The 22,237-nt window shown below is 62.1% G+C and carries 19 protein-coding genes and 1 other RNA gene; 14 read left to right on the top strand and 6 right to left on the bottom strand.

The genetic code is table 11. The annotated features are described in order from the left end of the window. Positions 1–83: 83 nt before the first annotated feature. The 5 genes from prsR to RO069_RS00180 all read right to left on the bottom strand — a co-directional run bounded on the left by prsR (position 84) and on the right by RO069_RS00180 (position 6,502). Positions 84–1,457 carry a PEP-CTERM-box response regulator transcription factor gene (gene prsR, locus RO069_RS00200; RefSeq protein WP_328184472.1) on the bottom strand — a complete coding sequence of 458 codons (1,374 nt, stop codon included), beginning with the start codon at positions 1,455–1,457 and terminating at the stop codon, positions 84–86. Between the two features lie 75 nt (positions 1,458–1,532). Then, positions 1,533–3,695 carry an XrtA/PEP-CTERM system histidine kinase PrsK gene (gene prsK, locus RO069_RS00195; RefSeq protein WP_328184470.1) on the bottom strand — a complete coding sequence of 721 codons (2,163 nt, stop codon included), beginning with the start codon at positions 3,693–3,695 and terminating at the stop codon, positions 1,533–1,535. 65 nt (positions 3,696–3,760) lie between these two features. Beyond that, entirely contained in the window at positions 3,761–4,708 is a 948-nt protein-coding gene (locus tag RO069_RS00190; protein ID WP_328184468.1) for an SDR family oxidoreductase, read from the bottom strand. Further along, on the bottom strand, positions 4,708–5,523 hold the full coding sequence (locus RO069_RS00185; protein ID WP_328184467.1) for a lysophospholipid acyltransferase family protein: 816 nt from the start codon (positions 5,521–5,523) through the stop codon (positions 4,708–4,710). The genes RO069_RS00190 and RO069_RS00185 overlap by 1 nt, the downstream gene beginning before the upstream one ends. A 94-nt stretch (positions 5,524–5,617) precedes the next feature. Continuing rightward, entirely contained in the window at positions 5,618–6,502 is an 885-nt protein-coding gene (locus RO069_RS00180; protein WP_328184465.1) for a D-hexose-6-phosphate mutarotase, read from the bottom strand. 102 nt (positions 6,503–6,604) lie between these two features. On the opposite strand from RO069_RS00180, the gene RO069_RS00175 reads away from it, so the two are divergent. Beyond that, positions 6,605–7,306 carry a 2OG-Fe(II) oxygenase gene (locus RO069_RS00175; RefSeq protein WP_328184463.1) on the top strand — a complete coding sequence of 234 codons (702 nt, stop codon included), beginning with the start codon at positions 6,605–6,607 and terminating at the stop codon, positions 7,304–7,306. Between the two features lie 100 nt (positions 7,307–7,406). Next, positions 7,407–7,503, top strand: an RNA gene (gene ffs, locus RO069_RS00170) — signal recognition particle sRNA small type. Between the two features lie 25 nt (positions 7,504–7,528). On the opposite strand, the gene RO069_RS00165 is transcribed toward ffs, so the two are convergent. Beyond that, a complete protein-coding gene (locus RO069_RS00165; RefSeq protein ID WP_328184461.1) occupies positions 7,529–9,310 on the bottom strand; it encodes a sensor domain-containing diguanylate cyclase in 1,782 nt (593 codons plus the stop codon). A 195-nt stretch (positions 9,311–9,505) separates the two neighbouring features. Here RO069_RS00165 and dnaX point away from each other — a divergent pair, with 195 nt between their 5' ends. From dnaX to RO069_RS00105, 12 genes are all read left to right on the top strand, one after another. Continuing rightward, positions 9,506–11,650: a DNA polymerase III subunit gamma/tau gene (gene dnaX, locus RO069_RS00160; RefSeq protein ID WP_328184459.1), complete on the top strand. Its 2,145-nt coding sequence runs from the start codon at positions 9,506–9,508 to the stop codon at positions 11,648–11,650. 53 nt (positions 11,651–11,703) lie between these two features. After that, complete coding sequence (locus tag RO069_RS00155) at positions 11,704–12,027, top strand: YbaB/EbfC family nucleoid-associated protein (RefSeq protein ID WP_328184457.1); 324 nt, start codon at positions 11,704–11,706, stop codon at positions 12,025–12,027. Positions 12,028–12,099: 72 nt separating this feature from the next. Continuing rightward, positions 12,100–12,702 (top strand): recombination mediator RecR, encoded by a 603-nt coding sequence (gene recR / locus RO069_RS00150; RefSeq protein ID WP_328184455.1) that lies wholly within the window; start codon positions 12,100–12,102, stop codon positions 12,700–12,702. Between the two features lie 23 nt (positions 12,703–12,725). After that, positions 12,726–13,892 (top strand): ribonuclease D, encoded by a 1,167-nt coding sequence (locus tag RO069_RS00145; RefSeq protein ID WP_328184453.1) that lies wholly within the window; start codon positions 12,726–12,728, stop codon positions 13,890–13,892. Next, on the top strand, positions 13,885–14,178 hold the full coding sequence (locus tag RO069_RS00140; RefSeq protein WP_328184451.1) for a YcgL domain-containing protein: 294 nt from the start codon (positions 13,885–13,887) through the stop codon (positions 14,176–14,178). The genes RO069_RS00145 and RO069_RS00140 overlap by 8 nt, the downstream gene beginning before the upstream one ends. Further along, the gene (locus tag RO069_RS00135) at positions 14,175–14,621 is read left to right on the top strand and encodes a YcgN family cysteine cluster protein (protein ID WP_328184449.1); all 447 of its coding nucleotides are present in this window, start codon (positions 14,175–14,177) and stop codon (positions 14,619–14,621) included. Before RO069_RS00140 ends, RO069_RS00135 begins: the two co-directional genes overlap by 4 nt. A 17-nt stretch (positions 14,622–14,638) precedes the next feature. After that, entirely contained in the window at positions 14,639–15,007 is a 369-nt protein-coding gene (locus RO069_RS00130; RefSeq protein WP_328184447.1) for a hypothetical protein, read from the top strand. 86 nt (positions 15,008–15,093) lie between these two features. Next, complete coding sequence (locus RO069_RS00125; protein ID WP_328184445.1) at positions 15,094–17,079, top strand: vWA domain-containing protein; 1,986 nt, start codon at positions 15,094–15,096, stop codon at positions 17,077–17,079. A 139-nt stretch (positions 17,080–17,218) separates the two neighbouring features. Further along, positions 17,219–18,061, top strand: coding sequence for an AAA family ATPase (locus RO069_RS00120; RefSeq protein WP_328184443.1), 843 nt, complete (start codon positions 17,219–17,221; stop codon positions 18,059–18,061). Between the two features lie 70 nt (positions 18,062–18,131). Continuing rightward, positions 18,132–19,310: a vWA domain-containing protein gene (locus tag RO069_RS00115; RefSeq protein ID WP_328184442.1), complete on the top strand. Its 1,179-nt coding sequence runs from the start codon at positions 18,132–18,134 to the stop codon at positions 19,308–19,310. Between the two features lie 251 nt (positions 19,311–19,561). Further along, positions 19,562–19,861, top strand: a complete 300-nt coding sequence (locus RO069_RS00110) for a hypothetical protein (protein ID WP_328184441.1) — start codon at positions 19,562–19,564, stop codon at positions 19,859–19,861. A 588-nt stretch (positions 19,862–20,449) separates the two neighbouring features. Then, positions 20,450–22,132 carry an AMP-binding protein gene (locus RO069_RS00105; protein ID WP_328184439.1) on the top strand — a complete coding sequence of 561 codons (1,683 nt, stop codon included), beginning with the start codon at positions 20,450–20,452 and terminating at the stop codon, positions 22,130–22,132. The last annotated feature ends 105 nt before the right edge of the window (positions 22,133–22,237 follow it).

Below are 22,237 nucleotides of genomic sequence, written 5' to 3'. Positions count from 1 at the left end.
CCAGAAGCCTCAGCGTCACGCAGTAGGCTAACGAATTACCCGGACGGGACACTAGGTGCCCGGCGCCAGTCCGGCGCCGGGGATTAAGCCTGTGCCGCTTCCGCCGAGGTGTCGATGCGGTACTTGTCGGTCAGGTTGTACAGGGTGGGGCGGGTGATTCCCAGCAGGCGGGAGGCCTGGGCCATATTGAAGCCGGTGGTCTTGAGGGCCTGCATGATGGCATTGCGCTCGGCGGTTTCCCGTACCTGGCGGAGGTTGAGCTGGTTGTCTCCCGGCTCGGTGTCGCCATTCAGTTCCAGGTCGCCGGCGGTGATCCGTTTGCCCTCGGCCATGATGGTGGCCCGCTTGACCTTGTTGATCATTTCACGGACGTTGCCGGGCCAGGGGTATCCGTTGATGGCCCGCACCGCGTCGTCGCTGAACGACAGGGTGGGGCGGTCCATCTGTCGGGCCAGGCTTTGCAGCAGGGAGCGGGCGATCAACAGCGGGTCGCCCTGGCGGTCACGCAGGGCGGGTACCTCCAGGGTGATTTCACTGATCCGGTAGTACAGGTCTTCCCGAAACTCGCCGGCGTCGATCAACTGCCGGACGTCGCGGTGGGTGGCGCAGACCACCCGTACATCCACTTCCACCGGCTTGACGCTGCCCACCCGGTCCACGGAGCGTTCCTGCAGGAAACGCAATAGCTTGGCCTGCAGGGCCATGGGCATGTCACCGATCTCATCCAGGAACAGGGTGCCGCCGTTGGCGCTTTCAATCTTGCCTTTCTTGCTTTGGGTGGCGCCGGTGAAGGCGCCTTTTTCATAGCCGAACAGCTCGCTTTCCAGCAGGTTCTCGGGAATGGCCGCGCAGTTGATGGCGGCGAAGGGCTGCTCGGCCCGGTGGCTGAGGTCATGGAGGGCCCGTGCCAGCAGTTCCTTGCCGGTGCCGGTCTCGCCGGAGATCAGGGTGGTCACGTCCGTGGGAGCGACCTTTTCCAGGGTACGGCAGACCGTCAGCATCTGTGGGCTGGCAGCGACAATACCTTTGATGTTGGTGCCGTTCTGGCGGCTGGCCAGTTCCCGGTTCTCCCGTTCCAGCTCGGCCAGGCGGAAGGCGCGGTTGACCACAAAGGCGAGGATGTCCGGGTCCAGGGGCTTCTGGTAGAAGTCGGACGCGCCCATGCCAATGGCCTTGACGGCGTTCTCCTTGTCCTCGCGGCCGGTTACCACGATCACCTTGACCATGGGCGACAGCCGAAGGATATCGTCCAGCAGGGCAAAGCCTTCGGAGGCACCGCCGGGGTCCGGGGGCAGGCCCAGGTCCAGCGTGACAACCTGGGGTTCATTGCGGCGCAGGCTGGCCAGAGCCGATGCCCGGTCCGCGGCGACATCCACCTCCAGGTCACTGCTGAAACACCAGCGCATCTGACTCTGGAGGCCCGGGTCATCTTCTACGATCAGTAAGCGTTTGGTCACAACAGAATAAATCCTTTTCGTTGTTGGGAAAATTCTTCCGACCGGACACCGGGTCTCTTTCAGTTTCGGTCGAAATCAGGAGGAATGCAATCCTCCGGCCCGCCCGGGTATGGCTTCGGTCTTATCGGGGAGGGCGGTGGGCGACTCCCCGGAGGTGACGTCACGGGCCGGCTGGGCGGCGATCTTCACCGTTGGCAGCAGCACCGAAAAGCAGGACCCCATGCCCGGTTCGCTGGTGACATCGATATTACCACCAATCTGGCGGACGTATTCCCGAGCCTGATAGGCGCCGATGCCCATGCCGGTCAGCCCCTTGGTACTTTCGAACGGCTTGAAGAGCTGCATGCGGATGAATTCCTCACTCATGCCGGTGCCGCTGTCCTGTATGAATAATACCACATGGTCCGCGGAGGCCTTGAGGGTCAGTGTCACCTCCCCGTCCGGCGGCGTGGCATCCTGGGCGTTCTGGATGAGGTGGCCCAGTACGCTCCACAACTGGTCGCGGTCGGCCCGAACCATCGCCGTGTCCGGCGCTCCGGTGACCCTGGGGCGCGGCTGGTTGCGGGCGTAGTGTGACGCCAGTTCGTTGATCATCTGCTGCAGGTCAAGCGGGGCCTGGGCACCCTGTTCCGAGGCGGGCTTGCGGATATGATCCACCAGGTTCGACATCTTCTGCACCGCATGTTCCGTGGTGCTGATCATGTCATCAATAAACGCCGGGTTGTCACGATGGTGGTTGGCGTTGCGCACCAGCAGCGACAGTTGCGCGATCAAGGTCTTCAGGTCATGAACCATGAAGGCGGAGGCCTTGCTCACCGCCTCGAACTGCATGGCTCTGGAGAGCCGGTTCTGGGCATCGGCCTGGGCCAGCAGGTTACAGGTCTGACGGGCCACCACCCGCACCAGGTCAAAGTTTTCCCAGTTCAGCTCAACCCGGGCGTTGGCGCGGCCCACCAGGGTGATGCCGTAGAGCTCGTTGCCCAGGTACATGGGAATCAGCAGCCAGCCCCGGTCAAACTTGAGGATGGGGTCGGGTATTTCCAGCAGGTTATAGCGCACCGGGTCGTTACGGTACTCCTCCAGGTCGATGATCCACTCCCGGTCACCGAAGAACTGGGCCAGCTCGCAGTCGCCGTCGATACTGGTGAAACGGGGCTGGTGGAGGTTGACGGTGCTCTGGAGCATGAAATTGCCGTCTTCGTCCTGGACCCAGAGAGCGCCGGAGGAGCTTTCCACCAGGCTGGCCAGGATCCGCACGATGCGCTCCGGCAGCGGCGGATCGTCGCTCAGGTTGGCCAGCTCCCGGGTCATCTTCAGCCATTCCTCCCGGTAGTCGTACTTGTAGTCGAAGAAGTTCTGGCTGATGAACACCATCAGCCGCGCGCGGAATCGCCGGGAGGTCAGCAGCAGCGCCAGGAAGGACAGGGCCGCGGTGATGAACAGCATCTGCAGGGCATCACCCCATTCGCCGCCCAGCACCCGGACGTAATAGCCGCCTGCAGCCGCGAACAACAGGTAGATACCGGCAAACACCAGGGCGCTGACGTGGAACATGGCGTTGCGCGAGAGCTGGAATTCCACCGGCTGCTTGCGGGTGTTCATCATGGTGATGCCCAGCAGCGGGACAATCAACGTGTTCACCGCCCCCCTGGCGTCCCAGAAGCCGCTGGAAATCTGACCAAACAGCAGGGCATCGGTGTACATGAAGAAGTCGTAGGCGAACAGTGTCAGGATGCCGATGCACAGGTAACGGATACTGGAGCGGCTGGACTGCACGGAGTTGCGCCAGATCTGCTCCACCAGACAGATGCCCAGCAGCGACAGGGCGATCTGGCCCACGATCTTGAGCTTACCGCTGACCAGCGGGATATTGAGCAGGGACTCCAGCGCCGCCAGGGTAAACAGCACGAAGATTACCGAGAAGGTCAGGAAACCCAGCAGACGCCGGGTCCGGTGGGCCTCCATGCGGTGGCGGTCGGCGGACCGCAGGAGGGCCAGCAGGACGATGACCCAGCCGGCGTCCCGCAGCAGTTCCAGCAGGTAGCGAATGATAAAGGACGGCTCGCCCCATAGCTGCTGAGTGACCAGCGAGCCCGCCCAGAAGAAGGACAGTATGGCCGACAGCAGCAGCACCCGGTCCGATGTGCGGCGGAGGTAACGGGTCACGATCAGCCCGCCCAGCAGCAGGAAGGCGAGGGAGGCGGCAGCGTAGCTGATCAGTCCGAATTCATTGAACATCGACGGCACATCCTGTGATCTTTCGGGCCCCCGGGCGCCTGCGCGACATAATGACCCGCAGACTCCTAGACCGGGTGTTTGTTCTCCCGATAATAATGGAATATATCATCCAGGGTGCGTTTGGGGCGAAAACCAAATTCCTTTGCAAAATGCCGACCGTCGATGATGACCGGGTACTTGAAGAAGTCCATCAGGTAGGGCGGGAACCGTTTCAGGTTCAGCAGGCGCAGTATGGTGCGTGGCAGGATGGGTGGAATCGACGGAATGGGGACCTGCTGACAGCCGCAAAGCTCCAGCGCCCGCTGGTAGGCCACCCAGTCATCGGGAGCCACGTTGTAGATGCCTTTCTTTTTCCGCTGCCAGGCCCGCACGATCGCGTCGGCCATGTCGTCGATATGGATGAATTGCATCATGGGCGAGAACCCGGCCAGCACCGGCGCCCGCTCCCCGGACAGCAGGGTACTGATGGCGTTGCGCACACCGGGGCCGACAATGTTGCAGGGCCGCAGGATGGTGATGTTCAGGTCCGGGTAGCGCCACAGGTAGATGTTGGCCAGGTTCTCCAGTTCCACCGAATCCACCAGATCCATGGTCAGGCCGGCGGCCTTGAGGGGGGCCTCCTCGTCAATCAGCGCCGGGTTGAAGGGCATGGCACCGTACACATGGTAGGTGGACAGGATCATCAGCCGGCCAACCCCGTACTTGTGGCTGAGGTCCATCAGCTTGTGGGTGCCCAGCACATTGGCGTTGTAGCGTTGCAGGCGGGTTTCCTGGCTCGACATGATACGGCCCAGGTGGATGACGCCATCGAAGTGGAAACGCCGGAACAGGTCCTCGAAGACCCGCTTGTTGAAGTCGATGCAATAGCTGGGGATGTCGTCCCCCAGCCAGACCTGCTCGCGGAAATCCACCGCCACGATGTCACAGGTCTCGCGGAGCTGGTTGATCACTTCCTGGGCAAGGGTGCCGGCGGCGCCGGTGACCAGGATCTGTGGCCGTTTGCTTGCAGGCATCAGAATATCCTTTTTCGCTGGTTCAGTCCCTTCTTGATCATCTCGCCGACGGCGGCCTTGACCAGTTCCACCCGCGCGGTAACCTGCTCCTCGGGGATGTCGTCGTTGTCGAAGAACATGGGTTCACCAACGCAGATATGCACCTTGGCCGGAAGCACCACCGGCGCCGCCAGGGGAAAATAGGGCAGGCCCAGCAGTCTGGCCAGGGGCTTGATGTTGGCCAGGGCGGGAATGGTTTCCTCGCACCCGACCACCCCGACGGGCACCACCGTAGCATTGTATTTCATGGCCAGGTGCATGAAGCCGTTGCCGAAGCGCTTGAGCTGGTAACGGTCACGATAGAGCTTGCCGGAGCCCCGGATACCCTCCGGGAAGACAATCACCGCCTCGTCATTGGCCAGAATCTTGGCGCAGTTCACCGGGTCGCCCAGCACGCCACCGAACTGGTTCAGCAGGTTTCCCAGGTAGGGGACGGTGGGGAAGAAGCGCTCAATCATCGCCCGGGGAATGCGCGGCCTGTCCTTGCGGGAGGCCAGCGCGAAACCGATCAGCAGGCCATCGATGGGCAACTGACCGCTATGATTGGCGATGATCAGTACCGGGCCCTCCGCTGGAATCCGGTCAATGCCGTCCACTTCCACCCGGAAGTATTTCTCGTAGATCTCCCGGGTGATGGCGTACCCGATCTTGAGGGTGTCGTTGTTGTAGCCCCAGGGATCGTACCCCAGGGACCCGATCGGTTTACCGATCCGGTTGATCTGTTCTTCCAGTTCGCTGGAAACAAGACGGCGCTTGAAAAACTCTGCCAGGCTCATCGGTCATCCTTTCCTGTTCTATTCCCGCAGTATAGGCAATGGGTTCCAGTCGTCAGCCATCAGGCCGATGTTTTCGATGATTACCTGACCGGCGTCAGTTTCTGGCCAGGGTCATCGACAGGGTATGGCAGGTTCCGGGTGCCACCTGTCGACCGTCATCGGCGGCGTTGGCGGTTTCCACACAGAGCATGCCGGTCCAGGCATCGTCCGGAAAATCCGATAGCCGGCCCGCCTTTTCAGGCCCCGGGTTCCAGATCACGGTGGACTGACTGCCCTTTGCCGTCAGTTGATAGCGGTGGGGCGGCGAATGGATGTCCAGGTCCGGGGCGTCCTGATAGATCCGGTCCGTTTCCCCGTCAAAGCCTATCCTGCCTGTCTGGGATTTCCGCTGCCAGCCGTCCAGTGTGTCCAGGTAGTGGCAGCCGTCAAACCCGTAGATGTGGGTGGCCCCGATGTCGTCCGTCGGCAGGTAGGTGTGCAAGGCCTGGGTGATGGTCAGGGGCGTCGGGCCGGTGTTGTGGGTTGTCAGTTGCAGCAACAGGGTATCCGGGCGGAACAGGAAGGTCAGGGTGGCCCGGGCCTGGCCTGTCCAGGGAAATCCAGCGGTGGCATCCAGGGCAAGAGTGATGACGACCTGATCGCCGGACTCTTCGATGGCGTCCACCGACCATTGAGCGGTGCGTGCAATCCCGTGGGCCTTCCCGGTTCGTATCCGTTCCTTCACAGTATCCGGATTGCGGTCCGGGTCGCCGAACCAGGGCCAGCACACGGGAATGCCGCCGCGGATGGCGACACCGGGCTGGAAGCGGGCCGTGGGGCTCATCCACAGCCAGTTGCTGTCGCCGGTCGGGGCGAAATGCACCAAGTGGGCCCCCTGGATTGCCAGGGTGGCCTCAAATCCGGGGTGGTGAACATGGAGGGCGTCGAGGCCGTCCAGTGTTGTCCGTCGGGAATAGCGGGTCTGTGTCCAGTCGACCATGGGGTTCCTGTGGTAATTGCCTACCGGAAATTGTGGGCAGGGGCTTCCGGTTCTCTGCAGAAGTTCTAGAATGCACGTTTTTACCTTCGGGGAAAACTCCCTATGACCATTGTTTCCTCCCTCCAGGCAGGTGCCATTGCCTCTTCTTCGGAAGCCGCTTCCTCATACCCCAACGAAGGCTGGCTGGATACCATTGCCGGCCAGCTATCGGAATGGGGCTGGCTGACACTGGATGTGTCGCCGCAACTGGGGCCGGACCTGCTGACCGGACTGCGCCGGGAGGTGGAAATCCTGGAAAAGACGGCGGCCATGGAGCGTGCCGGTGTCGGGCGTGGCGCGGACTTCATCCAGGACCGTTCGGTCCGCCGTGATCGTATTGCCTGGCTCGATGGCGAAACCGCCGACCAGCAACGCCTGTTTACCTTTCTGGAGGACATCCGGGTGGGACTGAACCGTCGGCTGTTCCTGGGGCTGCAGCGTTTCGAAGCCCACTATGCCAACTACCAGCCCGGGGATTTCTACCGTCGCCACCTGGACAGTTTTCGCGGCCGTGCCTCCCGGGTGGTCAGCCTGGTGCTTTATCTCAATGAAGGCTGGGAGTCCGGTGATGGCGGAGAACTGCAGGTGTTCAATCGGGAAAGCCCGGGGGAAATCTGTGGCCGCGTATCGCCGGAGGCGGGCAGGGTGGCCCTCTTCATGAGTGAAGAGGTGCCCCATGAGGTGCTGCCGGCGAGTCGCTCCAGGCACAGTATCGCGTGCTGGTTCCGCCAGGACGTGGTGCCGGTCCCCCTGACGGGTGTCTGATTGGATGGAAACGGGTGACTTCTGGGGATTGATACCATCCCCACCTGCTGCTACTATGCGCGCCGCGCTCGGGTAATCCGGGCCATCGTTATGGTGGTCCTGCTGGTGCCCCCGCAACGATAAACCGTGAACCCGGTCAGGCCCGGAAGGGAGCAGCCGCAGCGGTGGATTCGTGTGCCGGGGTGTCGCTGGTGGGGCCACCCCCAGTTTTCTCCCGCTGTTCTAGTCAGTCTCCATACCCTCTATTCCCCGTTGCCCGCTAACCTTCACCGGGTTACCGTCAGCCGCCGCGCTGAATACCACCACCTTGTTCCGCCCCTGTTCCTTGGCCCGATAGAGCGCCGCATCGGCTTCCCGGATAATATCGCCCCACTCGATCCGACGGTTGGCGGAAAAGATCGGCGCCAGTCCGGCGGTCAGGGTATGGCGGATAAAGTGACCGTCGTACTGGGTGGGATATTGCTCGAAGGTCTGGCGGATGCGTTCGGCAATGCGTAGGGCCTGGTCCTCTTCCCGCACCTGGATCAGCATGGCGAATTCCTCCCCGCCGTAGCGAAGACAGGTATCCCCGGGGCGGCAATGGGTGCGCAGCAGGCGCCCGAATGCCCGCAGGACGCAGTCGCCAGCATCGTGACCGTACTGGTCGTTCAGTTCCTTGAAATGGTCCAGGTCGATCATGATCAGGTAGACGGGGTCTCCGGTCTGCCGGAACCGGGCCTGGTAGTGTTCCAGTGCCTGGGGGAACACCCGCCGGTTATTGAGCCCGGTCAGGGCGTCCTGCCGGGCCAGGGTGAGCGCCTGCCGCCGGTCCCGTTCCCAGGCGATCAGGCGTTCCCCCAGGGCGACCAGCAGCAGGCAGGATTCCAGTACCGCACTGATCTGGGTGAACACGAGCGGGTCCATGCCCCAGTTGAACAGCGGCGTGCCGGCACTGAGCACGCTGATCAGGAGGCCTATGCCATACATGGTCCAGGCCAGGGCATACCAGCGGGCGTAGTGCTGACCACGACGCCACGCCAGGTAACCAATCACTGGCAGTGCCGCCAGAATTGCCAGCGACGCGAAGGACAATGCCAGAACGGGTTCGTAGACCCCCAGGAGCCGGAGGCCGATGCCCGCTGCCATAATCACCTGGAGAATGATGGCGCCCCGGTTGAACAGCGGAAGCTTGTCCCTGGCCTTGAGGAAATGCCGTGAGAACTGCAGGGCGGTGATCGACGTGGCCAGGAACAGGATATGAAAGCCCTCGTTATGCAGAAACATCGATGAGGGCCACAGGTACTGGTAGGCAAAGCCGTTCAGTGCCGCCCACATCAGCGTGCTGAAGGCCAGGAACAGGGCGTAGTGAAGGTAGACCACCTGGCGAAGCAGGGCTGCGCCAAGCAGGGCAATCAACAGCAGGGTGCCCATGATGCCGAAGAAGACGCCGTAGGCCATGTACTCGCCACGGCTGCGTTCCGCGAAGCGGGATGTTTCGGACAGGTGCAGGTTCAGGCTGACGGAGTCGGCCCTGTTCGGGGCGTAGGCCATCTTTACGTACAGGTCGGTGACTCCGCCGGCCGCGGTTTCATGGGGGAAGGCCAGGGTGCGATAGGCCAGGGGGCGGTCATCAAACGGAACCCGGTCACTGAGGGAGACCTCCCTGAGGGTGTCATCGCCGTCCGCGTAATAAAGGGTGATATGGTCCAGGTAGCTGGTTTCGTGATGCAGCACCCAGGGCATGCTGTCGGTACCCCCGGTATTGTCCAGTCGGAATCGCACCCAGAACGTATCGCCGGTAATGCCCTGGTTGACGCTGGCGGCGGTCAGGGGCCGGAAGTCCCTGTCCCGGACATCCTCCAGGGTGCTGTCTTCAGCCGTACTCAGATATTCCGCCGGTGCCCGGATCAGCTCGTGTTGCAGTCCGCTGATATCAATGGCGGGCAGGGATGCGCCTGCGGGCACTGCCAGGGCGAGGAGTGCAGTCAGTGCAACAATGGTCAGGGGAGTGATGAATGTTCGCAAAGGCGGGACCGTGCTGGACAACAATCTCAGGGTGCAATCCAAGCATAGAGCAATGGCGACCCGGTAGGAATAGTTTGATTGGTAACTGCATGTTACCGGTTGTGAGCCGGTTTCCGAAGACGATACTTTTCACCTTCTTATGATACCGGGTCCGTGCTAAGGTTAGCGCCATTAACCAGCCGTAGTTGATGGATCATGAGTTACCAGGTACTAGCCCGCAAATGGCGCCCCCGCACGTTCAGCGACATGGTCGGTCAGGAGCATGTGCTCCAGGCCCTGGTCCATGCCCTGGAACATAACCGCCTGCATCACGCCTACCTGTTTACCGGCACCCGTGGCGTGGGCAAGACCACCATTGGTCGCCTGCTGGCCCGCTGCCTGAACTGTGAGACCGGCATTACCGCCAACCCCTGCGGCGAATGCAGCAGTTGCCAGGAAATCCTCGACGGCCGCTTTGTCGACCTGATCGAGATCGACGCCGCCTCCCGCACCGGCGTGGATGACATGCGGGAACTGACCGACAACGTCCAGTATTCCCCCACCCGCGGACGCTACAAGGTGTACCTCATTGACGAGGTGCACATGCTCACCAACCAGTCCTTCAACGCCTTCCTGAAAACGCTGGAAGAGCCTCCGGAACACGTCAAGTTCCTGCTGGCCACTACCGATCCCCAGAAGCTGCCGGTGACCGTGCTGTCCCGGTGTTTGCAGTTCAACCTCAAGCGCATGACACCCGAGCATATTGTCAGCCACCTGCGTTACATCCTGGGGGAGGAGACGGTACCCTTCGAGGAACCGGCGTTGTGGCAACTTGCCCGGGCGGCGGACGGCAGCATGCGGGATGCCCTCAGCCTGACCGATCAGGCCATTGCCTTCGGCAACCAGAAACTGGCGGCCAGTGACGTCAGCAGCATGCTCGGCACCATCGACCAGCGGGATGTGGAGAAGCTGGTGGACGCCCTGGTCCACAGCAACGGGCCCGAGCTGCTGGCGGAGATCGACCGGATCTCGGACTTCGCACCGGATTTCAGTGCCATCCTGGCCGACCTGCTGGCCCTGTTCCACCGCATCACCATGGAACAGGTGGTACCCGGCAGCGCTGATAACGCCATGGGCGATGCCCATCGGGTACAGGAACTGGCCCGCCAGTTGAGCGCCGAGGACGCCCAATTGTTCTACCAGGCCGCCCTGGTGGGGCGGAAGGATCTGGAGATTACGCCGGATGCGCGCATGGGCTTCGAGATGACCCTGCTGCGTATGCTGGCCTTCCGGCCGGGGGCCGAGCGTCGCGATCCGCCGCTTGTGGGTTCGGGCGCGCCGGAGGGGAACCGGGCCCGGGAGGGATCCACCGAAGGCGGTTCCGGCGACCGGGAGGCCGGTGAAGAACCTGCCCCTGCGGCGGCAGAGGCCGGCTCTCAGCACTCCACGCCGGAGACATCCGTTGCTCCCGCCCCGGAACCGTCAGCGCCGGCACCGCAACCGGAGCCCGGGAGCGCCGAACCTGCGGGTACGGGGATGCCAGCCGGTACCGAAGCAGGGCAGAGTCACGGCCCGCCACCGGTGGATAGTCCTCAGCCAGCGCCTGTTGACAATCCGGAGCCTGCCCCCATGAACAGTTCCGGGCAGGATGTCCAGGCCCGGTCAGCGGACGGGGTGGTGGACGCTGAACCAGCGATGCCAGCGGACGACCCTCAGCCACAGCCGTCGCAACTGGCGCAGGAAACGACACCATCGCCAATGGCCGAAGCCCCATCAGAAGACGACAGCCTGATGGCCATGGCGGACCAGATGGCCGCCGGTGCCGAGGCGGTGGATGATGTGCCCTGGGAGTCACCGGAGGCGGAACCGATGCCGGCCATGGCCGACCCGGAACCCGCACCGGAACCGGCTGCGCCTGCGCCGGAACCCCAGGCACCGGTCCCTTCGGAGCCGGCTGAACTGCTCAATGCGGAGGGATTTGTCTGGGCCCGGGATTTCCGGCAGCTCGGTATCGTGGGCATGCCCGGCAACCTGGCCAGCCAGGCCGCCTGTGAGCGGGATGGCGATCGCTTCCTGCTGACCATGGATGAGGGACACTACCGGCTGCTCACTGAACGCCACCGGGAAAAGATCCTGGAGGGGCTGCGGGGCGCCTTTGGCGATGGCGTCACGTTGGACGTCGTCCAGGGCGATGCCGGCGACCAGACCCCCATTGGCTGGGAAACCCGGGAAAAGGCCCGGCGCCAGCAACAGGCCGAACAGGCCATTGACCAGGATCCGAATGTGAACGCCATTGTGGAACGGTTTGAGGGACGGGTCGTCAAAGAGAGTATCCGGCCCCTTCAGAAGTCCGCCGGTTAGGAAGCCTCTGGATAAAAGGCTCCCCAGGCACACAACATTATGAGGTACACGACATGATGAATGGTATGGGCGATATGATGAAAAAGGCCCAGCAGATGCAGGAAGAAATGCAGAAGGCCCAGGAGGAAGCCGCCAAGTCGGAGGTGACCGGTGAGGCTGGAGCCGGGCTGGTCAAGGTCTCCATGAACGGTCGCCACGATGTCCGCAAGGTGGATATCGACGATTCCCTGCTGTCGGAAGACAAGGAAGTACTGGAAGACCTGTTGGCGGCCGCGATCAACGACGCGGTACGGCGCGTGGAAGCGGACCAGAAGGAGCGCATGTCCGGATTGATGTCGGGCATGGGACTGCCGTCGAACTTCAAGATGCCGTTCTGACGGCCGATAGCTAACGGGCGGTGCCCTGACAGGGGCGCTGACTGATCCAACGTTGTCATTGCAGGAGTACGGATGGCTTTCAGCCCACTGGTGGATGAACTGGTTGAATCCCTGAGGTGTCTGCCGGGGGTAGGGCAGAAGACCGCCCAACGCATGGCCTTTCACCTGCTGGAGAAAGGCCGCGCCGGTGGCGAACGGTTGTCGGAGGCCCTTTCCTCCGCCATGACCGGGGTGCGCCGCTGTGACAGCTGTCAGAACTTCTCCGACACCCCCATCTGCCCCATCTGCGAGAACCCTGAACGTCGCAGCGGCACCATTTGCGTGGTGGAAAGCCCCTCTGACCTGCTGGCCATTGAGCAGGCCGGGGACTACCACGGCGGTTATTTCGTGCTGATGGGGCACCTGTCGCCCATCGACGGCGTCGGCCCGGAAGACATCGGTGTGGAGCGGCTGCTGCGCCGGGTGCGGGAAGAGGGCGTGACGGAGCTGATCCTGGCCACCAACCCGACCGTGGAAGGTGAGGCCACCGCCCATTACATTGCCGACCGCCTGGATGGTTCCGGTGTGCTGACCACGCGATTGGCCCATGGCATTCCCGTTGGCGGGGAGCTGGGTTATGTGGACGGCTTTACCCTGACCCACGCCTTCCGTGGCCGCAAGCCACTGGCGGAATGATCCATGGCTGACCGGGAGTTTACATGAACCAGGCCCTGCCGACCGTGCCGCCGATACCCGACGTGTCCCGCTGGCTCACCACCGTTGAAGCGCTGGACGCCTGGCTGTCCGAACACCGGGGCCAGCCCCTCGCACTGGATACCGAATTCGAACGGGTATCCACCTTCTTTCCCATTCCCGGACTGGTGCAGCTGGGTGCTGGCGGCTCCCTGAAGCTGGTGGACCCCTCCGTGGCCGAACAGTCCACCCGTTTCCGGGAAACCCTGGCGGACAGTGAGCGCCCCAAGCTGCTGTACGCCATGGGCGAAGACCTGGAGCTTTTCCGGCACTGGCTGGAGCTGGAGCCCCGGGGCTTGCTGGATCTGCAGCTTGGCTCGGCGCTGGCGGGGGCCGGCTTCTCCGTGGGCTACGCCCGCCTGGTGGAATCCCTGTTCGGGGAAGCCCTGGACAAGTCCGCCACCCGTTCCGACTGGCTGGCCCGACCGCTGACTCCGGCGCAGGAGCAGTATGCCCTGGACGATGTGCGCTTCCTGGAGCCGCTGTACCGATGGGTCGCCGACAGACTGGCAGAGCGGGGCCTGGAGAGCGCCCTGGCGGAAGAATCCGACCGTTTCGCCGCGGACCTGCTGGCACAGTCGGAACCCGCCGATGCCTACCTCAAACTTAAGGGTGGCTGGCAGTTGCCACCGGAAAAGCAGCAGGTGCTACGGGCGCTGGTGGTATGGCGTGAACAGGAATGCCGCCGCCGTGACCGGCCCCGGAACCGGGTGCTGGCGGACCCCGCGCTGATTGGTATCGCCGACCGCCTGCCGGACAGCGCTGGCGCCCTGGCGTCGGTTGATGGTGTGCCCCCGGTGGTGGTGCGCCGCTTTGCTGACCAACTCCTGGCACTGGTCCGGGAGGCGCGGGATTCCGGTGAAGTGCCCGGAGTGCTGATCGACCGACCGCTGACGCGGTCGCAGCAGGATCTCTATCGTCGGATAAAGAAAGCGATGGTCCGTGCCGCCGATCAGGCGGACGTGCCCGTGGAACTGCTGGCCCCCCGCAAACGCCTGGAGGCCCTGCTGCGTGAGCGGAATCCGGCCAGCGGTGACCTGGGATTCTTCGATGCGGGATGGCGGGCCCGGGTACTGGCCAGTGAGCGTGCCGGCATCGTGGCATTACTTGAGCAACAGGAAAACCATGACTGACAAGACCTTTGTGTCCGTCTTTCGCAGCAGTGCGAAGGAGGATACCTACCTCTACGTAAAGCGGGGGCAGGACTGGAACGAACTGCCGGAATCTCTGAGGGAGATCTTCGGGCAGCCGGTCCACGCCCTGGACCTGGTGCTGACGCCGGACCGCAAGCTGGCCCGCATTACCGGCCGGGAGGTGCTGGAGGCGCTCCGGGACAAGGACTACTACCTGCAGCTTCCGGAGAAATCGGACAGCTATATCGTGGCGTTCAAGGAAAAGCTCAGGGATTTCGGTGCGTGATGGCGGACATTCCCTTCTGGCAGCGTAAGCGCCTTGAGGACATGACAGCGTCGGAATGGGAGTCCCTGTGCGACGGCTGCGGCAAGTGCTGTCTGGAGAAGCTGGAGGATGATGAGACCGGTGACGTGTATTATACCGACCTGGCGTGCAGCCAGATGGATACCGCCACCTGCCAGTGCCAGAGCTACCAGAATCGCCAGCAGGTGGTCCCCGGGTGCACGGTGCTGACGCCGGACAACGTTCACCGGTTCCACTGGTTGCCAACCACCTGTGCCTACCGGACCCTTGCCGAGGACCGTCCGCTGCCGGACTGGCACCCGCTGCGCTCCGGCGACCCGGACACGGTCCACAAGGCGGGCGTCTCGGTCGCCCACCGGGTGATGCCGGCCAGCGACGTGCCCGAGCAGGACTGGGAAGAACACATAATTCATTGGGTATTGTAAAGGATCCACTAAGACCTATGACTGACTCTCTGCCGATCGCCGCGCTGGATACCGACTCCCAGACCGCCTACGCTTTGTTCTGGACGATCTATGCGGCAGGCTTCGCCCTGTTCTACTGGGCCATGTCCAGGCTGATCCGCTGGCTGCCCCTGTATGGCGCCCGCACCTTCGTGAAGGCGGCCCTGATCGTGCTCATCGCCACCCCGGTCCAGTCCGCCACGGTGGAGGGCTGGTGGGTGCCAGCCTGGCTCTATGGAGGCTACGAGACCTTCCTGGGGGACCCATCGGAAGCGGCCCGTGCCTTCTTCAACATGGGCGCCGCCGCCATGGTCATGCTGCTGGTGTGGATACTGGACCTGGTGCGCTACCGCTTCACCCGTCGCTGAACCGGGGCTGACAAAGCCTCCAGGTCATGGTCTCCCGGATGCCGGGAGTCCGGAACATAGCCCGATAACAACAAGAGGACCTGTTCATGGCGTTGCGAAAGCTGCTTTTCACGTTGACCCTCCTGTCGACGTTGACGCTTTCACCGGTACAGGCCCAGGAAGGGCAGACCACGCCCGCCCGTGATGTGCGGGTGGTGGTGGATATTTCCGGCAGCATGAAGCTGAACGACCCGGACAATCTCCGGCGCCCCGCCGTCAGGCTGATTGCCCGGCTGTTGCCCGATGGCACCCCGGTGGGGCTGTGGACCTTTGGCCGGATGGTCAACATGCTGGTGCCCCACGATGCCCTGGACGACGAACTGCGGAATACGCTGATTTCGGACTCCGACAGGATCAATTCGGTGGCCCAGCGTACCAATATCGGCGGCGCCATCGAGGAAGCCGCCGATAACTGGTACGCCCCGGACCGTTCCCTGTCCAATACCCATCTCATCCTGCTCAGTGATGGCAAGGTAGACATCTCCCCGGACCAGGCCAGCAACGACCGTGAGCGTAATCGCATCCTGGAGGAACTGGTGCCGGCCCTGGCGGAGCAGGGGCTCACCATCCATACCATCGCCCTTTCCGGCGAGGCGGACCTGGATCTGCTGGGTGCGATTGCCGATATGACCGGTGGCGTCGCCCGGGTGGCGGACTCGGCGGACGAACTGAGTCGACTCTTCGCCGACACCATGGGCCAGGCTGTTCCCGCCGACGAAGTGCCGCTGGAAGACAACGGCTTCACGGTGGATGGCGGCGTTGAGGAATTCACCGCCCTGATATTCAGTGCCACCCCACCGGCCCAGCGGGAACTGGCGCTGGTGAACCCCGAAGGCGAGCACTATGGGCCTGACGTTGAAAACGAGACCGTGCGCTGGGCCCGGGAGGCCGGATATGACCTGATCACCGTCACCCGACCCGTTGCCGGGGACTGGCAGGTGGAAGGCACGCTGGGGGAGGGCAGCCGCGTGACCGTGGTGAGCGACCTGCGGCTTCAGGTGGAACCCATACCGGCCCGCTTCCGCTTGGGGGAGGAGGTGGACCTCCGGGCCTTCTTTACCGAGGAAGGGGAACGGATCACCGATCCGGACTTTCTGGGCGTGATCACGGTCACCCTCAGCATGACCACGGAGGACGGTCGCCGTGGCAGCCGCGAACTCAGCGAGGACCAGCCGCCGGCGGACGGCATCTACCAGGACACCATTGCCAGGCTGCCCGAGCCGGGTCAATACCTGCTTGAGCTGGAGGCCGACGGGAGCACCTTCTCCCGCAAGTATCGCAAGACCCTGGTTCTTGAGGCGCCGGAAGGCGCAACGCCCGGTCCGGCGGATAAAGACAGCGTGCCCCTGACCCCGGAAGCCGGGGACGACGCTGACCAGGCAGGGACAGACCCCGGTTCCCAGCCGGAATCAGAAGGTCCCATCGATCTTTCCCAGCTTGAGGAACCGGCACCTGAGCCGGATACGGCGCCTGAACCTCCGGCGAAACCCGAACCCGCAGCCCAACCGGAAGACTTGCCCGAGACCGATACCTCACCACAGCCTGCGGACGCGGAGCCATCACTGACTGACCGCCTGTTGGCCTGGTGGCCCTGGGCCGCCGGAGGGCTGGGGGCACTGGTCCTGGCCGGTGGCATCCTCCTGGGGCTGAAGCGCCGCCGTGGGAGCAGCGACGACGATCCTTCAACAGATACGTCCAGCGACGATTCGGAAGAAACTGATCCGGCTTCCCCCGATGATGTGGAAACGGCGTCGTCGGAGGAGGCCACTGTGGTTGACGACAGCCCCCGACCAGATCCCGAGGTGGAACAAGCCGAACCCGCCGCCAAACCGACGGACGAGGAGCCTTCCACCGAAGCGTCGCAGGAGGGTGCCGAGTCGCCGGAGGACGAGCCGGCGGAAGACGATGACGAGGAATTCGGGCTGGAGGATTTCGACCTGTCGGATATCGACGATCTGCCTGATCTGGAGACGGATGAGGACGAAAACGAACGCGAGAAACCGTCCGATGAGGACAAGAAGCCGAAAGAGTAACGCCGCTGGCGCTTATCACTGACGGGTAAAAAAATTATACTCTTGCACCATTACCGATTACCGGGGCGTGATCTGGTTGTTTCCTACCATGATCCCCGGCGCACATTTACCCGTTACACCGAACACAGGATCCAATGTCATGAAGTTCACCGGTACCGATAAATACGTCGCAACAGAAGATCTGCAAATGGCGGTCAACGCCGCCGTCGCCCTGCAACGTCCATTGCTGATCAAGGGCGAGCCCGGTACCGGCAAGACCCTGCTGGCGGAGGAAATGGCCGAGGGACTTGGTCTGAGGCTGATCCCCTGGCACATCAAGTCCACCACCAAGGCCCAGCAGGGCCTCTATGAGTACGACGCCGTCTCCCGTCTGCGGGACTCCCAGCTCGGCGACGAGAAGGTCAAGGACATCCGCAACTACATCGTCAAGGGCAAGCTCTGGGAGGCGTTCGAGGCGGACGAGCAGGTGGTGCTCCTGATCGATGAGATCGATAAGGCGGACATCGAGTTCCCCAACGACCTGCTGCTGGAACTGGACCGCATGGAGTTCTTCGTTTACGAGACCCAGCAGTTCGTCAAGGCCAAACAGCGTCCCATCGTCGTGATCACCAGTAATAACGAGAAGGAACTGCCGGACGCCTTCCTGCGCCGCTGCTTTTTCCACTACATCAACTTCCCGGAACACGACACCATGCAGCACATTGTGGACGTGCACTTCCCGGGTATTCAGCAGGATATTGTCCGGGACGCCCTGGAGGTCTTCTTCGACGTGCGCAAGGTGCCGGGCCTGAAGAAGAAACCGTCGACCTCCGAGCTGATCGACTGGCTCAAGCTGCTGATGGCCGATGACCTGTCCCGCAAGATGCTGCAGGAGAAAGACACCAGCAGCGCCCTGCCGCCGCTCTACGGCGCGCTGGTCAAGAACGAGCAGGACGTGCACCTGCTGCAGAAGCTGGCCTTCATGGCCCGCCGCAAGAAGTGATGCAGGGCGTCCGGGGCAGGGGGCTGCCCCGGCGGACATTTGATTCAACGGCCTCTTCTGGGAGGACGCCATGCTGATAGATTTTTTCATGGAAGTTCGTGCAGCCAGGGTGCCCGCCAGCCTGCGCGAATACCTTGACCTGCTGGAGGCCCTGCAGAAGCGGCTCGCCTTCGCGGATATGGAGGAGTTCTACTACCTGGCACGCCTGTGTCTGGTGAAGGATGAACGCCATTTCGACAAGTTCGACCGGGCCTTTGACGCCTATTTCAAGGGCATCGAGAACCTGGACGAACTGATGGAGGCGCTGATACCGGACGACTGGCTGCGGGCCGAGTTCGAGAAGCAGCTTTCCGAGGAGGAAAAGGCGCAGATCGAGTCCCTGGGTGGCCTGGAGGAACTCATCGACACCTTCAAGAAGCGCATGGAAGAGCAGAAGGAGCGCCACGAGGGGGGTAACAAGTGGGTCGGTACCGGGGGCACCTCGCCGTTTGGTGCCAATGGCTACAACCCCGAGGGTTTCCGCATCGGCCAGAACGAGGGCCGTCACGGTCGTGCGGTGAAAGTCTGGGAGAAACGCCAGTTCCGGGACCTGGACGACAGCATCACCCTGGGCATCCGCAACATCAAGGTGGCGCTGCGCCGGCTCCGCAAGTTTGCCCGCCAGGGCGCCGCGGACCAGCTGGATATGGACGACACCATCCGCTCCACGGCCCGCAATGCGGGTTACCTGGACCTGAAGATGGTGCCGGAGCGCCATAACGCGGTGAAGGTGCTGCTGTTCTTCGACGTGGGTGGCTCCATGGATCCCCATGTGAGGGTCTGCGAGGAACTGTTCTCCGCCGCGCGGATGGAGTTCAAACACATGGAGTACTTCTACTTCCATAACTTCATCTACGAATCGGTGTGGAAGAAGAATGTGCGCCGTCTCAACGAGACTACACCCTTGTGGGACGTACTGCACAAGTACAGTTCCGACTACAAGGTGATCTTTATTGGTGACGCCACCATGGCCCCCTACGAGATTACCCATCCCGGTGGTTCCATCGAGCACTGGAACGAGGAAGCCGGTGCGGTCTGGTTCCAGCGGGTGTACGAGCATTTCAACAAGGTGGTGTGGATCAACCCGCTGCCGGAGAGCTACTGGGGGCGGGGCGGCTCACTGGGTATTACCCGCCAGCTGGTGGGTGATCACATGTACCCGCTTACCATTGAGGGCCTGGAATCGGCCATGCGCTACCTGAGCAAGTAAGCCCGACCGGGTGACTCCCGTCACAGGGAGCTGATAGCGGAATGACACCAGATCCAGCCCGGCCCTTGTGCCGGGCTTTTGGGTATCTGGTAAAAAATAAGACATTTTCAGTTAACGTCTCATTGTGATTCAATCCGCCCTGAGCCTCGAAGGTCAGGGGCTCTCTGTTATGCCCTGGTTTGCCGAGATGGAACCTCGCGCCGTATTCCGGGGCTCCCTAACTCATTTTAAGTCAGGAAGGAACCTGTTCTATGAACAAGAAAATGTTTGCTGTCAGCGTACTCGTCTCCGGAATGGGCATGAGCTCCGTGGCCATGGCCAACCCCGTCTGTGAAGCGCAAAAGGCCGCTGCGCCGGACCTGGTGGGTGCGCGGGATAGCGATACCGCCATTGAGGAGGTGTATTCCGCCATTGACGAGAACGCCAGCAGCGAAGCTTCCGCCACTGTGCTGAAGGAATCTGTCGCCCAGATCTATGCCGACGAGAACATGGGCCTGGACGCCGCTTCCGAACTGATCCTTTCCAATTGTGAGTCAAAACTGGGCGCCTGATGCCGCCCCGGTGCCGGTTCAGGCAGTGCCGGCACCAACTGCTGACCGATGTCCGGCCTGTTCCCTTATCCCACCTGTAACCCGTCAACCAGACATGTCTTGTCCGGTGATGAATCAGTATAAAAAAAGCCGATACACGGTTGAGAGTGTATCGGCCAAGCTCGGCATTTAACGTCAGGCACCTCCAGTAAGTACCTGCGTCAGCATTCCTTAAGCACGATCGTTGCCATGATTGAAAAGTTCCTGATAAACAGGAAGGTAGGTCTATCCAAGGTGCCTGTCCCGTTAGGTTAGGCACGGGACTGTAAAATAGGCTGACATAAATACGCGACGATCGTCACAATCACTGTCAGGATTCCATGTCCGGGGGGCGCGGCATCTACCTGAATGCAGCCAAAACTGATATTCTCGCCTTTCTTTATAAGGCTGATACTTTAGTCTGCTTGTTTTTTTGCCGGAAGCTGTTCCGGCGGAAGCTGGCTGGATGGATGGTATCCCGACATGCTGCGGCAGTCCGGGCTGGGCAGGGAAGCAGGGTTGGCTGGACTGCGACACTATAATCATAAAGTGATAACAGGAGATGGTGCGATGGACTTAGAACAGTTCTATCAGGACAAGTATCCACCCGGTATTCCCCGCGAGATTGATCTGAACAAATACCAGAGCATGGTGGATGTGTTTGAGCAGGCGGCGAAAAAGTACGCTGACCGGCCTGCATTCAGCGCCGTTGGCGTGACCCTGACCTATGGTGACCTTGACGCCCAGAGCCGTAACTTCGCCGCCTGGCTGCAGAACAAGACCAACCTGAAACCGGGCGATCGGATTGCCGTCCAGATGCCCAACGTAACCCAGTATCCTGTCATTGTCTTTGGTGCCATGCGGGCCGGTCTGGTGGTGGTCAACACCAACCCCCTGTACACCACCCGTGAAATGGAACACCAGTTCAACGATTCCGGTGCCAAGGCCCTGGTGGTGCTGGCCAATATGGCGTCCAACGCGGAGAAGGTATTGCCGCAGACCGGCATCGAGCATGTGATCGTCACTGAACTGGCAGACATGCACTCTCCCCTGAAACGCACCCTGATGAATGCGGCCGTGAAGTACCTCAAGAAGATGGTACCTCCCTTCAACCTGCCCCAGGCCCACAAGCTGCCGGCAGTGCTGGCTGCGGGTGCCAAGGAAAAGCTGGACCAGGCCAAACCCACCCAGGATGACCTGGCGGTGCTGCAGTACACCGGTGGTACCACCGGCGTTGCCAAGGGCGCGATGCTGACCCACGGCAACCTGGTGGCCAACCTGTTGCAGACCCGGGCCATGCTCGAGGACAAGATCGACGAGGGTCAGGAGGTGATCATTGCGCCGCTGCCCCTGTACCATATCTACTCGTTCACCCTGAACTGCGGCATCATGCTGGAGGCCGGCGGCCACAACGTGCTGATCCCCAACCCGCGGGATATTCCTGGCTTCATCAATGAACTCAAGAAGTTCAAGTTCACCTCCTTCCTGGGCCTGAACACCCTGTTCAACGGTCTGATGGCCCATGAGGACTTCAAGGACCTGGACTTCAGCCACATGAAGATGACCTCGTCAGGTGGTATGGCCCTGACCAGCGCCACGGCGAAGAAGTGGCATGACGTGACCGGCGTGGAAATCGGCGAAGGCTACGGCATGACCGAAACCTCCCCGGTGGTGACCCTGAACCCGCCCAGCGCCATCCAGCTTGGCACCATCGGCCTGCCCATCTGCAATACCCTGTGCAAGATCATTGACGAGGATGGCAACGAGCTGCCCCTGGGCGAGCCAGGCGAGCTTTGCGTCAAGGGTCCGCAGGTGATGCGAGGCTACTGGCAACGGCCGGAGGAAACCCAGAAGTCCTTCACCGAGGATGGCTTCCTGCGCACCGGCGATATTGCGCTGATCCAGGAGGATGGCTATATCCGCATCGTTGACCGCAAGAAGGACATGATCATCGTGTCCGGCTTCAACGTCTATCCGAACGAAGTGGAGGACGTGGTAAGCGGCCATCCCAAGGTGCTGGAGTGCGCCGCCGTGGGTATTCCGGACGAGAAAACCGGCGAAGCGGTGAAGATGTTCCTGGTGCCGTCCGATCCGAGCCTCAAGGAGGAAGAACTCAAGGAGTTCTGCCGTGAGCGCCTGACCGCCTACAAGGTGCCCAAGAACTTCGAGTTCCGCGATGAGTTGCCCAAGACCAACGTGGGCAAGATCCTGCGTCGCGAACTGCGAGACGAGGAGATGAAGAAACACCAGTAACCTGGCGAGCGGTTCATCCCGAAAAGCCCTGCTCCGGCAGGGCTTTTTCGTTGTGCGCCAGGCATGGCGCGTAGCGCCTTGACGGCGCTGTTCCGGTGCAGGTGG

Source organism: Marinobacter sp. OP 3.4, assembly GCF_036224885.1.
In the GTDB taxonomy this organism is placed as follows: domain Bacteria; phylum Pseudomonadota; class Gammaproteobacteria; order Pseudomonadales; family Oleiphilaceae; genus Marinobacter.
This window is presented reverse-complemented; position numbering and strand designations above follow the sequence as displayed.